The organism is Shewanella ulleungensis (genome assembly GCF_014648315.1).
GTDB lineage: Bacteria > Pseudomonadota > Gammaproteobacteria > Enterobacterales > Shewanellaceae > Shewanella > Shewanella ulleungensis.
On the sequence record NZ_BMQW01000001.1, the window covers coordinates 705,409 to 719,156 of the forward strand.

10 protein-coding genes are annotated in these 13,748 nt (G+C 42.5%); 4 read left to right on the forward strand and 6 right to left on the reverse strand.

Annotation, left to right across the window (positions count from 1 at the left end):
* Positions 1 to 162 precede the first annotated feature (162 nt).
* The 5 genes from nadA to astE form a co-directional block, all read right to left on the reverse strand.
* Complete coding sequence (gene nadA, locus IEY40_RS02945) at positions 163 to 1,230, reverse strand: quinolinate synthase NadA (RefSeq protein WP_188953145.1); 1,068 nt, start codon at positions 1,228 to 1,230, stop codon at positions 163 to 165.
* Positions 1,231 to 1,354: 124 nt separating this feature from the next.
* Positions 1,355 to 2,947: a dihydrolipoyllysine-residue acetyltransferase gene (locus IEY40_RS02950; protein WP_188953147.1), complete on the reverse strand. Its 1,593-nt coding sequence runs from the start codon at positions 2,945 to 2,947 to the stop codon at positions 1,355 to 1,357.
* A gap of 9 nt (positions 2,948 to 2,956) precedes the next feature.
* On the reverse strand, positions 2,957 to 3,934 hold the full coding sequence (locus IEY40_RS02955) for an alpha-ketoacid dehydrogenase subunit beta (protein ID WP_188953149.1): 978 nt from the start codon (positions 3,932 to 3,934) through the stop codon (positions 2,957 to 2,959).
* Between the two features lie 2 nt (positions 3,935 to 3,936).
* A complete protein-coding gene (locus tag IEY40_RS02960) occupies positions 3,937 to 5,115 on the reverse strand; it encodes a thiamine pyrophosphate-dependent dehydrogenase E1 component subunit alpha (protein WP_188953151.1) in 1,179 nt (392 codons plus the stop codon).
* A gap of 426 nt (positions 5,116 to 5,541) precedes the next feature.
* A complete protein-coding gene (gene astE / locus IEY40_RS02965; protein ID WP_188953153.1) occupies positions 5,542 to 6,576 on the reverse strand; it encodes a succinylglutamate desuccinylase in 1,035 nt (344 codons plus the stop codon).
* 221 nt (positions 6,577 to 6,797) lie between these two features.
* Between astE and msrA the strand changes: the two genes are divergently transcribed.
* Positions 6,798 to 7,277: a peptide-methionine (S)-S-oxide reductase MsrA gene (msrA, locus tag IEY40_RS02970; RefSeq protein ID WP_188953154.1), complete on the forward strand. Its 480-nt coding sequence runs from the start codon at positions 6,798 to 6,800 to the stop codon at positions 7,275 to 7,277.
* A 201-nt stretch (positions 7,278 to 7,478) separates the two neighbouring features.
* Positions 7,479 to 8,432: a thioredoxin-disulfide reductase gene (gene trxB, locus IEY40_RS02975; RefSeq protein WP_188953156.1), complete on the forward strand. Its 954-nt coding sequence runs from the start codon at positions 7,479 to 7,481 to the stop codon at positions 8,430 to 8,432.
* A 62-nt stretch (positions 8,433 to 8,494) separates the two neighbouring features.
* Here trxB and IEY40_RS02980 read toward each other — a convergent pair whose 3' ends face one another.
* Positions 8,495 to 9,055, reverse strand: a complete 561-nt coding sequence (locus IEY40_RS02980; protein ID WP_188953158.1) for a GNAT family N-acetyltransferase — start codon at positions 9,053 to 9,055, stop codon at positions 8,495 to 8,497.
* Positions 9,056 to 9,268: 213 nt separating this feature from the next.
* Between IEY40_RS02980 and IEY40_RS02985 the strand changes: the two genes are divergently transcribed.
* Positions 9,269 to 10,459: an efflux RND transporter periplasmic adaptor subunit gene (locus tag IEY40_RS02985; protein WP_188953160.1), complete on the forward strand. Its 1,191-nt coding sequence runs from the start codon at positions 9,269 to 9,271 to the stop codon at positions 10,457 to 10,459.
* A gap of 5 nt (positions 10,460 to 10,464) precedes the next feature.
* Positions 10,465 to 13,653: an efflux RND transporter permease subunit gene (locus IEY40_RS02990; protein WP_188953162.1), complete on the forward strand. Its 3,189-nt coding sequence runs from the start codon at positions 10,465 to 10,467 to the stop codon at positions 13,651 to 13,653.
* Positions 13,654 to 13,748: the final 95 nt, after the last annotated feature.

The following is a 13,748-nucleotide window of genomic DNA, read 5'->3' on the forward strand; positions in this document are numbered from 1 at the left end:
GCGATTAGATGACTAGGCATCAATCCATTGCCTTGATTAAAACGTTTTTAACTCGGACAAAATTCAATCAGCAAAATCAACAGCCCCTACGCAAGTTAAAACTTAGACACAAAAAAACCGACAACATGTCGGCTCTTTTACAACGACTAAGTTAAACGTTGATTATGCATTGCCCTTCACTTTCATGTTTAATTCTTTGGCAAAATCAAGCATGCGAGTCAGTGGAATAAGCGCTTTAATGCGCAGTTCGTCGTCTACAAAGATTTCGTGATTGGTTTTGTCGCTATTGATCAGTGACTGTTCAATGGCCTGTAGCCCATTCATTGCCATCCATGGGCAGTGAGCACAGCTTTTACAGGTTGCTCCATTACCGCCAGTTGGCGCTTCGAGTAAGGTTTTACCTGGTGCAGCTTGTTGCATCTTGTAAAAAATACCACGATCAGTTGCCACGATAAATGTATCGTTTTCCATGGTCTGGGCAGCTTTAATCAATTGGCTTGTAGAACCTACAGCATCAGCAAGTTCAACAACGCTGGCAGGTGATTCAGGATGAACCAAAATGGCTGCTGTTGGGTGCTGCTTTTTCAACTCACGTAATGCTTTGGCTTGAAACTCATCATGCACAATACATTCGCCCTGCCACAGCAACATGTCTGCGCCAGTTTGTTTATTAATATACGAGCCTAAATGACGGTCAGGTGCCCAAATAATCTTTTTATCTTGGCTATCAAGGTGCTCAACAATCTCTAAAGCAATACTTGACGTCACAACCCAATCTGCACGGGCTTTTACGGCTGCTGACGTATTGGCGTAAACCACAACAGTGTGATCAGGATGAGCGTCACAAAATGCATTGAACGCCTCAATAGGACAACCTAAATCTAATGAACAGGTTGCTTCAAGTGTTGGCATTAAAATAGTTTTTTCTGGGCTTAAGATCTTAGCCGTTTCGCCCATAAACTTAACGCCAGCAACAATCAATTTTTTCGCAGGATGATCACGGCCGAAACGCGCCATTTCTAGCGAGTCAGATACACAACCGCCCGTCTCTTCTGCTAAAGCTTGAATTTCAGGATCAGTATAGTAATGGGCCACTAACACCGCATTTTGATCGATCAATAACTGTTTAATTCGTGCTTTATATTGTGCTTTCTCAGCGTCAGACAACACGGCAGGTTTTGGTGGAAACGGATACTCAATAGTTTCAATGTTAGGTGCCGACAGACTCATACAGGTTCCAATCGATTGACATAATCCGGAGATTATACGAAAAAGTGGTTAAAAACAAAAGGACGCTTTATGCGTCCTTTGGCTAACTTAGTCATTTTTTGACTATCGTATTACGATTGCAAGTTTAGCGCATGGCTAAAAGCATTTCTTGAGGCTGCTCTAAGTAGTGTTTCCAAAGATTACAGAAACGAGCAATAGTGCCGCCATCAATGACACGGTGATCGCCAGACCAACTCACTTGCATAATTTTACGCGCTTCCACTTCACCTTTAGCATTAAAGCGAGGCAATACTTGTAACTTACCTAAGGCAACAATGGCCACTTCAGGTTTGTTGATAATTGGCGTTGCAACCGTTCCACCTAAAGCACCAATATTTGATATTGAAATCGTACCGTCTTTTAAATCTGCAGGCGATACTCGGCCACTGCGCGCAGCAGTGGTTAAGCGAGTAATGTCGGCGGCAATGTCTAATATTGATTTGCTTTGCACATCTTTTATATTGGGTACCAATAAACCTACTTTTGAATCAACAGCCATACCAATGTTATGACGAGATTTATAGGTTAGCTCGGTGCAATCAGCATTAACTTGGCTATTCAGTATTGGGTACTCATTCATGGCAAGAGACATGGCCTTCATGAAGAAAGGCATCATGGTAAGCTTGACCTCATCTGTCGAGTAACGTTGTTTCATGCTTTCACGTAAGGCAACTAAATCTGTTAAATCAAACTCTTCACAATAGGTAAAGTGTGGAATAGTCGATACAGATTCAACCATCATCTTAGCCATCACCGCTTTAACGCCTTTAATAGGCTCAACGCGATCAACGCCAGACTGAGTAAAGGTCGCAACTTCTGTGGTACTAACACTGGAAGATACATGCGCTGAAGGCTCTATGGTAGACAAGGCTGCAGAATGATTAACACCGCCTTGTTGGTGGCGCTCTATATCTTCTTTATAAACGCGGCCGTTTTTACCACTGCCAATAACAAGTGCGATATTGATATCTAGTGCGCGAGCCATGCGGCGTACTGCTGGGCTTGCTAATGCTTTACCTTGCGCAACGGGTTCGCCAGAGGTAACCACACTTTGATTAACTGCTTGTTGAACAACTTGCTCTGGCGCTGACGTCATTGATGCTTCGTCAGCTTCTACTTCGATAGCAAATAAAGGCGAATGGACTTTGGCTAACTGGCCTTTACGATAATGCAACTTAACAATTTTACCCGCTTTCATTGCAGGTATTTGCACTAACGCTTTGTCGGTCATGACATCGGCTATAGGTTGGTCTTCGACCACCATATCGCCTTCTTCAACAAGCCAATCGACCAGCTCACATTCAACAATACCTTCGCCAATGTCAGGTAGTAAAAAATCTTCGACGTTTGATTGGCTCACTGCAGAGGTAATAGTTGAGCCAGTTTCAACGACAGGCTTCACTTCGGCTGTTGGTGATTGAGTATGCTCTGCATCATCATTATCCATTTCAACGGCATAGAGAGGTTGATGCACAATGGCAATGTCGCCTTTGGCATAATACAACTTGGTAATTTTTCCTGCATGCGGCGCAGGAATTTGCACTAACGCTTTGTCGGTCATCACATCGGCAATCGGTTGATCTTCAGTGACCATGTCACCTTCGTTCACTAACCAATCGACTAATTCGCATTCCACCACACCTTCACCGATGTCGGGTAAAATAAAATCTTTAATCATATCTTACTCCTAAAACGCCACTGTAGCCTTGATGGCTTCGAAGGTTTTCAATTCATCAGGCATGTATTCTTTTTCGTGAATTAACGGATACGGAGTATCTAATCCACACACTCGGCTGATTGGTGATTCAAGTGATAAGAAACATTCTTGTTGAATGGTTGCTGCAATTTCACCCGCAAAGCCACCCGTTAATGGCGCTTCGTGATTTATCAATAAACGACCCGTTTTAGTTACGGATTTAGCAACCGTTTCAACATCCCAGGGTGCTAAGGTACGTAAGTCGATAATTTCGCATGAAATACCTTCTTTTTCAGCACGTTCGCAGGCTTTTTCAACGATCTCCATCTGCGCGCCCCAAGCCAATACTGTGATATCGCGGCCTTGTTTAACTACTTGTGCTTTACCCAGTTCAATTTGGTAATCTCCGGCAGGCACTTCGCCCACTGAAGCACGATATAAACGTTTAGGCTCAAAGAAAATCACCGGGTTTGGATCGCGAATAGCAGCTAATAACAAGCCTTTGGCTTGCTCTGGATTACGTGGAATAACCACTTTTAAGCCCGGTGTTTGGGTGAAATAGGCTTCAGGCGATTGAGAGTGATAATGACCACCGGCAATTCCGCCACCGTAAGGCGTGCGGAAGGTTAAGCCACCTACATCAAATTGATTACCACTGCGGTATCTAAATTTTGCCGACTCATTGACGATTTGATCAAATGCCGGAAAAATATAATCAGCAAACTGAATTTCAGCAACCGCAGTCATGCCATAAGATGCTAGACCATTAGCAAAACCTGCAATACCTTGTTCAGTTAGCGGCGTGTTAAAACAACGATCACGACCAAACTGCTCTTGTAAACCAGAAGTCGCGCGAAAAACCCCACCGAAGTGGCCAACGTCTTCACCAAAAATCACCATGCGCTCGTCGGCTTTCATGGCAATTGATAACGCCTCATTGATGGCGTGTAACATATTCATTTGAGCCACGATTAGAGTCTCCCTGCGCTTTTAGGATAGGCTTTTGGATACTTATTAATATGCTCTTTCAACTCTTTAAGCTGCTTTCTTAGCGCTGGGGTTGGTTTATCAAGCACGTCTTCGATGATTTCATCCAATTTAGGGATAGGGAGTTTCTCAGCGACTTTTACTGCTGCTAACACTTCTTCTCGATATCGTTCAAATAACTTAGCTTCGTCAGCTTCGCTGGTCCAGCCTTTGTTAATCATCCATAATTTGAATCGTTTAACTGGATCATGTTGTTGCCATTTAGCTTCTTCTTCTTTCGAACGATAACCAGAAGGATCATCTGACGAAGAATGCGCACCTAAACGGTAAGTCATCGCCTCTATAAGTACTGGTGCATTATGTTCTATCGCATGGGCACGAGCTTGTTGCGTTGCTGCTAGTACTGCCAGCATGTCGTTACCGTCAACACGAATAGTGTGCATGCCATAACCTACACCACGGCTTGCAATACCGTTACCGGCAAACTGCTCTTCGGTAGGAGTAGAAATGGCATAACCATTGTTACGACAAAAGAAAATAACCGGTGCTTTGAGAACTGCAGCCATGTTTAATCCCGCGTGAAAATCACCTTCTGACGCAGCCCCTTCACCAAAGTAACAAATAGCCACATTACGTTTGCCTTGTAACTTCATACCATAAGCCACACCAGTTGCCTGCGGTATTTGAGTGGCAAGCGGCGAGGAAATAGTCTGGTAATTGAGCTCACGACTGCCGTAATGGATCGGCATTTGCCGCCCTTTACCTAAATCTTTTTCGTTACTGAACATTTGGTTCATAAATTGTTCAGTACTAAAACCGCGGTAACGCAATGAGGCATGCTCACGGTATTGAGCCAAAATGACGTCGTCTTTATCAAGTGCTGCAGTGCTGCCCACAATAGAGGCTTCTTCACCAGTACAGGTCATATAAAAACTAATTCGTCCTTGACGCTGCGCACCCAACATACGCTCGTCTAATACTCGAGTAAAAACACAAGTATCAAAGATTTTTTCAGCTAAAGTCTTGTCGATAACTGGCAATACCGCGTTTTCATACGTGGTACCATCGGCTTGCAAAATACGCAAAATGGGGATGTGCAATGACGCTTTGTCTAAGAAGCTGACACGGTGCACTGTTTCATTGGTCAGTGGTGCGTTGCTCATATTATGCTCTTGTTATTGTTGAGCCATGTTCAATATAAACATGGCACTATTTATACTATGCGAGTAGACATTACGTTAACGTAAACTACCTATCAATACTTACTCTCGCTGTAAACGCATTTTACTCACGATTGACATGTATATATTGCTTTACGACTATACCCAATCAACTTGAAGATGCATGTTTCAATGCTTCACCGTGTTTTCAATACTAGGCGCGTTAATGCAGAAATGTCAGTTCCTTAGAAATTAGCGTAACAATGCTCTTAATTTAAAAATCAGAGGAACACGGTTAAACACCCAAAGACAAATTTTAAATACATTTATGCTACACCATTGATTTTGAATGGGAACAACCATTACCCGCAATCAATGCCTTCCTTAACGCGTGTCAATTCTTGCTGAAATCGAGCTTGTTCAGCTTGATTAGGTATTTACAATTGACTCATTCGGCGCCGGCACTAAACATAGCACTGTGCGCTGTCCAATGGGTACATTTGCATTAGGAAATACTATCGCTTCTAACGGTTGCTCGACTGTGATTTGCTTCCCACCTTCTGTTGCTAATACCTCGCCTTGACTAAAGGCACTGAAGTTTTCTGCATCACCAGCGAAGCTAAATTCAAAATCATCAAAATGCTTGTTAATAGAGCGCGATACTTTATACAAGTTGACCTTGCTAGCGTCGAACTCAACAGGTGCTAACTCAGTTTCAGTAATCAACTTTTCAAGCATAGTATGAGTTTGTGCAAAACGACTCATGTCGTTTTGGCCAAATGGCATTACTTTACCGAGCTCAACAGTAAAGGCATCCGCTTTAAAGTGCTCTGAAGAGTAATAACTAAACGTCGTTGTAGGCTCATGATGAAACAACATAGTGTCGACGCCGCATGCAGCCAAAAACATAATTTGCTCACCGCTGTAAGCACGGCCTGGACGATACGGATAAATAGCAAATTTTTCGTGTTTAGACGATCTAATCGCAGTATGTAAATCATAATGAATGCGCTGACGGTCATTATTAGCAGTAAAGAAATCAGCGACATATTGCTCAAGATCTTTAGCACGATGACGTTCAGGATGTGTTAAGCCCTCACCTTTAGAATGTGCGCCGCTGAATAAGCGATTCATGTTCTCGTCAATAAAGCGAGTTTTATTCAAAATGGCGGCAGGGTTACCAATTAAAAACATCACCCGTTGCTTGGCAATAATACGTTGATTGAGCAAATCACTTATGAGCTGATTGCATATTTCAATCGGCGCTGTTTCGTTACCGTGTACAGCGCAAGACAACACAATATCTTTGCTGGCAGTGGTTGGCGTAAACACAATCACTCCAGTATCTAATACATCAACGCGGGTATGCTGACCTAACATAAAGTCATAAGCTGCAGGTATTTGAGTGGGGTTGGCTAAGGTGTAAGCTAAAAAATCGTTATTGTTGGTTAAGTCAGATAACACGATCAACTCCTTGTATCATTATTATATGGCGTGGTTAATAACATATTAATTATGGATTAACTTTTTGTGCCTATTGGCGCGGATTCTACCATAGGAGAACGCTAATTTAATGATGGCATATGTTAGATTTATTTATTAATCAAAGTTTGCTTGCAAAAACAGAAAATATTCAACACAATTACAGCCATCTAGACTTCTATAATTTGTTTTAAGGGTATGTGATGGCGTTAGCAACATTTGGTGCAGGTTGTTTTTGGGGTGTTGAGTATTTTTTCCGTGAAATTAACGGCGTCAGTAACGCAACGTGTGGCTACATGGGTGGTAAAGACAGTGCAACGACCTATAAAGAAGTGAAAACGGGTTCAACTGGGCATGCCGAAGTGGTTCAAGTTGAGTTTGATCCAGACGTCGTCAGTTACAACGACTTGTTAGACGCTTTTTGGAAAAACCACAACCCAACTATGCTGAATATGCAGGGCGGTGACATTGGCACGCAATATCGCAGTACGATTTTTTTCCATGATAAAGAGCAAAAAGCCCAAGCTGAAAGCTCAAAACTGGCATTAGCACGCAGCGGTAAATGGGGACAACGTCATATTGTGACTGAAATTGTACCGATACAAACATTCCACATTGCCGAGGAATACCATCAGAATTATTTAGAAAAAAATAATTTACCAACCTGTCATTTGGTTTACTAATTGATGCAAAGCTAAGCACCTTGCTAGACTTGTCAGCGAATCAAGCTGGTTAATAATCTCCATTATCCGGCTTGAACAATAATATTTACACAATAGATTAGCGCAATCGATTCCCTACCGTTAACTTCCCTTTACCCGCCGATATAAATTCCATACAATTCCATGCAAATTGCTTAAGGCATGTTATCGGAGAACAAAATCATGAGTGAAGCTCGTCACGTTAACCTACTAATTTTAGGTTCAGGCCCTGCCGGCTATACCGCTGCTGTTTATGCAGCGCGTGCTAATTTAAATCCTGTAATGATCACAGGCATGCAGCAAGGTGGTCAATTAACAACGACTACTGAAGTTGAAAACTGGCCTGGCGATGCAGAAGACTTAACCGGTCCAGCATTAATGGAACGTATGCAAAAGCATGCCGAGAAGTTTGATACTGAAATCATTTTCGATCACATCAATGAAGTGACGTTAACTGAACGCCCTTTCCGTTTAAAAGGCGACAATGGCGAATTTACCTGTGATGCATTAATTATTGCCACAGGTGCTTCAGCTAAATACTTAGGTCTTCCATCTGAAGAAGCATTTATGGGTCGCGGTGTGTCTGCCTGCGCTACATGTGACGGCTTCTTCTATCGTAACCAAAAGGTTGCGGTCATTGGTGGCGGTAACACTGCTGTTGAAGAAGCACTTTATTTAAGTAATATCGCATCTGAAGTTCACTTAATTCACCGTCGTGACAGCTTCCGTTCAGAAAAGATTTTAATTAACCGTTTGATGGACAAAGTGGCTAACGGCAACATCATTTTACATCTAGACCAAACACTTGAAGAAGTGACTGGTAATGATATGGGCGTAACAGGTCTTAAAAAGAAGAGTACTAAAGACGGCTCTGTTACCGATTTAGAGGTTGCTGGTGTATTTGTGGCCATTGGTCACAGCCCTAACACAGGTATCTTTGCTGGCCAGTTAGAAATGAACCACGGTTATTTAAAAGTAAACAGTGGTCTTCAAGGCAATGCAACACAAACCAGCATTGAAGGCGTTTATGCTTGTGGCGACGTAATGGACCAACATTACCGTCAAGCAATCACCTCTGCGGGTACCGGCTGTATGGCTGCATTAGATGCAGAGCGTTACTTAGACGCACAAAAGTAATCGATTGGATGTAATACAACAAAAGAGCAGCTCAGGCTGCTCTTTTTATTGCCTTAAAAACATCACACCGCTTTTTGATAAAACACTGCTTCAGTATCGCCTAAAGGATCGCGGTGAATACTTTTATGTTGAAACGTCATACCGAGTTTTTTCATAATCGCAATTGAGGCAAGATTGTCTTCTACAGCTATAGCACTCACATGAGTCACGTCATTAGGCTCACTGACAACATCCATAACCGCTTTGGCAGCTTCTGTAGCATAGCCTTTACCCCAACTGACATGCTTAAAACGCCAACCTAATTCCAAGTTATACGGTTGTGCTTGGGTGAAAAAGTGCATTGGTCTGACTAATATCCAGCCTAAATACTCGCCACTTAACCTGTGTTGATCATTGGCGTCACAATCGAGCGCATGGACTTTCCATAATCCCCACCCTCTTGACGGATTTAAATATTGAGCCAATCTAGGCAACATAACCGTATTAATCTGTTCTTGAGTTGTTTTAATCCCGCCTGTGAGAAAATGCATTACCCGTTCGTCTTGATCTAATTCAAATAATAACGCACCGTCATCAAGGGTCATTAATGAAAGTTGTAATCTAGGGGTATTGGGTATCTGCATGGCATTATTCCTATTTGTCATGACGTTTAACACAGTCCAAGTTTAGGATAACAGACTGTGATAACTTAAAAGCCAACCTTGGACTGAAACACAAGTTTACACATTGATACAACAAACAAGAAACATTTCGATTAACATATAAAGTAGAAAATAGATTAATTGCAGCCTATTGGGGATAACACTGCAAAAACAAATCATTTAAAGGGAAGCATTGTGGCGACTAAAAAACAGATTATTTTACCCATTATCGTATTAGGAATAGGCATTGCTGGCCTGGTTGGCCTTTCTGCTTTGAAAAAACCACCTGAAGAAAAACCAGAGGTTGATACGACCCCGTTAGTCTCTGTTGAAGTCATTAACTACCAACCCATGACCTTTGATGTCAACTCTTATGGTGTAGTGAATGCTAAATACATGACTGAAATTGTCGCCCAAGTCAGCGGTGAAATTATTTATTTAGATCCAAACTTTGTTAAAGGTGGCTTTGTTAAAAAAGGGGAAATATTGGCAAAAGTCGACCCAAGCGATTATCAATCAAGTTTGCTTGATGCTCAAGCCAACATTGCATCATCTCAAGCGTCATTAGTGCAAGAGCGTGCAAATGCAGAAGTCGCCATCCGTGAATGGGCAGATATCACCAACAGAGAACCAACTGACTTAAGTTTACGCAAACCACAATTAGCTCAAGAACTGGCCAAATTAAAAAGTGCTGAAGCCAGTTTAAACCGTGCAAAACGAGATTTAGAACGAACCATTATTCGTGCACCGTACGATGCGTTAATCGACGGACGTGAAATTGGCCTAGGTTCTTTTGTCAGTAAAGGCACTCCAATCGGCAAGGTACTCAATACAGATAAAGCTGAAGTCCGTTTGCCGATAGCCGACAAAGAAATGCAGTATTTGGCCGCTAAAGGCGTCAATGCCAATGTTAATCTATCGGGTCAGTTTGCCGGCAGTAAACAAGTCTGGTCAGGTAAAATTGTCCGCAGCGAAGGCGTCGTCGATAACAAGAGTCGCATGACCTATTTGATAGCAGAAATAAATGACCCTTACGGCTTAACCACGGATAAGAATGAATTACGTTACGGTACCTATGTCACTGCGCAAATTGAAGGTATACAAGTAGGGAATGTGGCCGTGGTGCCTCGCCACCTCGTTGTTAATGGTGCGGTAGCGATTATGGACGCAGATAGAACGTTAAAATATAAACCCGTGACTGTAATCCGCCAAGATGGCGCTAATGTGGTGATTACCGATGGTTTAGAATCAGGAATGCAATTGATTACCTCTGCATTGGATTATCCTACCGATGGAATGAAGGTCGCTCTGCCAGAAGACCGCGTTCTGCAAAAAGAACCCGTAGCAGAAGATGACACTGAACTTGCGATGGAAGAAGGTGAATAATAATCATGGCTGATACTCATAAAGGACTCATAGCTTGGTTTGCCCGCAATAGTGTTGCGGCAAACTTGCTAATGATCATCATTTTACTGGGCGGATTATTGACGGCCAGCACCATTAGAAAGCAATTTTTTCCAGAAGTTGAAATTAACTGGATTGAATTTAGCGCAGTTTACCCCGGTACTGCCCCACAAGAAGTAGAAGAAGGCATTACGATTAAGATTGAGCAAGCACTTGAAAGCGTTCAAGGCTTAAAGCGGGTAATCACCTACTCAAACCGGAATGTGGCACAAGGTTATTTTCAAGTTGAAGAGTCTTACGATCCATTAGTTGTCTTAGACGAGATCAAATCAGAAATTGATTCAATTTCAACCTTTCCAGCAGACATGGAACCACCAAAAGTAGAACGGATTAAGTTTCGCCAAGAAGTGATGTACTTAAGCTTGTATGGCGACATGTCTGAGCGGCAATTGAAAGATTTAGGCGATAAAGTTCATAATGAAATCATGCAACTGCCAAACGTGAATATCTCTGAGTATTACGGCGGGTTAGGTTATGAAATCAGTATTGAAGTCAGCAAAGATAAGCTGCGCGAATTTGGCCTCACTTTTAATGATGTCGCTCAAGCTGTTCAGGGCTATTCACGCAATATGTCTGCTGGGCAGATTAAAGCAGAAAACGGCTATATTAACTTGCGTGTTCAAAACCAAGCCTATGTCGGTTACGAATTTGAAGAGTTGCCACTGTTAACACTCGATGATGGTACCAAACTATCATTAGGCGACATCGCCGTCGTAAATGACGGCTTCCAAGAAGGGATACAATACTCTAAATTTAACGGTAAAAACTCAGTTACCTTCTTTATCGGCGCAGCTAAAAATCAAAGTATTACAGACGTTGCCGACGTTATCCGTACTTATGTTGATAAAAAGCAAAAATCATTACCACAAGGTGTAACACTTGAACCTTGGGTTGACATGACATATTACCTCGATGGCCGTCTGGACCTCATGCTAGACAGTATGAAAAGTGGTGCTGTACTGGTATTCCTAATGCTCGCGTTATTTTTACGCGTGCGCCTCGCCTTTTGGGTAATGATGGGATTACCGGTCTGCTTCTTGGGCACCCTGCTGTTTATGCCAATGGCTTTCATTGATGTCACCATTAACGTTATCAGTTTGTTCGCCTTTATTTTAGTGCTCGGTATTGTGGTTGATGATGCGATTGTCATGGGAGAAAGTGCCCACAGCGAATCAGAAGAGCATGGGCAGAGTGTTGAAAGTGTTATTAGAGGTGTCCAAAAAGTGGCCATGCCTGCCACCTTTGGTGTACTCACAACTATAGCCGCATTTTTACCTATCACCATGGGTGATGGTCCATCATCAGCCTTCGGCCAAGCAATTGGCTTTGTGGTCATTTTATGTTTGTTATTCTCGCTTGTTGAATCGAAATTGATTTTACCCGCGCATTTGGCTCACATGAAAAAACCCAAGGTAGTCAAGGCAGGTTCGAAGAACCCTCTTGACTGGTTGCGTAATGGCGTGAATTTTATTCAAGGCAAAATAGACCGAAACTTAACCAAATATATTGAGAATATTTATCGCCCTTCGTTAGAAATAGCGATTAAATACCGCTACGCAGTGATCATGGTATTTATCAGTTTAATTCTGGTGTGTGCCGGACTTTACGGTGGTGGATTAGTACGATTTATTGGCCAGCCAAAAATTCCACACGACTTCCCGCGAATTAAAATCGAAATGAATGTCGATGCATCAGAAAAAGCGACATTAGCAGCGGCATTGGCAATTGAAGAAACGCTTTATAAAGTGGATAAACAAGTCGAAGACGAATATGGCCAACGGATGATATCTGATATGCAGGTTGACCTACGTAGCCAAACTAGCGCAGAAGTGATGACCAAACTGGTGGATCCAGAATTACGTCCTATGGACACCTTCGCATTAGCTGAATTATGGCGCCAAGCCATGCCGCTCATCCCTGGAGTGAAGTCATTTACCATTCAGGACAGCCTAATGGGCGGCGGCCGAGAAGACGGTGACATTAGCTTTAGGCTAGAAGGTAATAACGAAGCCCAACTCGTTGCAGCCTCATTAGCATTAAAGCAAAAGCTTAACGGCCTAAAAGGCGTGAGCGATGTGAATGACAGCCGTCAATCAAGCGCGAAAGAAGTACAATTCCAGTTGAAACCTCTCGCGAGCGTACTTGGGTTAACCTTGGCGAATATAGCATCGCAAGTGGGTAACAGTTTTTACGGCTTAGAAGCACAGCGTATTATCCGTAACGGTGAAGAAATTAAAGTAATGCTGCGCTACCCCGAAGAACAGCGTAACTCGATTGCGTTAGTCCAAGACGTATTAATTAAAACCGCTGATGGTACAGAACTACCATTATCTGAAGTAGCTGACATTAAGGTGGTTCAAGGCGTAAACAGTATCCGACGTGAAAATGGTAGCCGTACCATTAATGTCTGGGCCTCTGTTGATGCAGAACAAGCAGAACCATTTAAACTGGCTAAAGATATCCGTGACAACTTCATTCCTGAATTGTTGGTAAAGTATCCGCAAGTTCGCAGTGAAGTATCAGGCAATATTCAAGAACAGCTTGATAGTGCAAACACGCAAGTGCGCGACTTCATCTTATCTATGTTAGTGATTTATAGTTTATTAGCCATTCCGTTGCGCTCGTATATTCAACCGGTAATGATTATGTCAGTGATCCCGTTTGGTGTAATTGGTTCTGTAATGGGTCATATCATCTTAGGGATCGACTTAAGTGCCCTATCGATGTTCGGAATTATTGCGGCGGCGGGCGTGGTAGTAAACGATTCGTTGGTGATGGTCGATTATGTCAATAACTCACGTAAAGCTGGCGTGCCAATGCGTTTAGCTGTGCTTAATGCTGGCTGTAAACGTTTTAGAGCGATTATGTTGACATCATTAACGACCTTTATTGGTTTAGTGCCTATCATGGCTGAAACCAGTATGCAGGCACAAATGGTTATTCCAATGGCTGTATCATTAGCATTTGGGGTGTTATTTGCCACCGTAGTTACCTTGTGTTTAATCCCGTGTTTATACATTGCTATAGAAGACTCTAAAGCGTTAATGGCACGTATTATTGGAATCTACTCTCCGAGCTCAAATAATGCGCCACTAGAAGAATCACAGCAAAGCTAAACTTTACTGCTTTTATATTCGTTAAGGGATCTTATTTAAGGTCCCTTTTTTATCTCAACAAATAAACATTGGTATTTGCGATAAATTAATGCGGA

Bases quoted from the DNA above. Each gene is read 5' to 3' on its own strand.
- IEY40_RS02950 (WP_188953147.1), bottom strand. From the start codon at position 2,947: ATGATTAAAGATTTTATTTTACCCGACATCGGTGAAGGTGTGGTGGAA.
- msrA (WP_188953154.1), top strand. From the start codon at position 6,798: ATGGCGTTAGCAACATTTGGTGCAGGTTGTTTTTGGGGTGTTGAGTAT.
- trxB (WP_188953156.1), top strand. From the start codon at position 7,479: ATGAGTGAAGCTCGTCACGTTAACCTACTAATTTTAGGTTCAGGCCCT.
- IEY40_RS02990 (WP_188953162.1), top strand. From the start codon at position 10,465: ATGGCTGATACTCATAAAGGACTCATAGCTTGGTTTGCCCGCAATAGT.
- IEY40_RS02980 (WP_188953158.1), bottom strand. From the start codon at position 9,055: ATGCAGATACCCAATACCCCTAGATTACAACTTTCATTAATGACCCTT.
- IEY40_RS02960 (WP_188953151.1), bottom strand. From the start codon at position 5,115: ATGAGCAACGCACCACTGACCAATGAAACAGTGCACCGTGTCAGCTTC.
- nadA (WP_188953145.1), bottom strand. From the start codon at position 1,230: ATGAGTCTGTCGGCACCTAACATTGAAACTATTGAGTATCCGTTTCCA.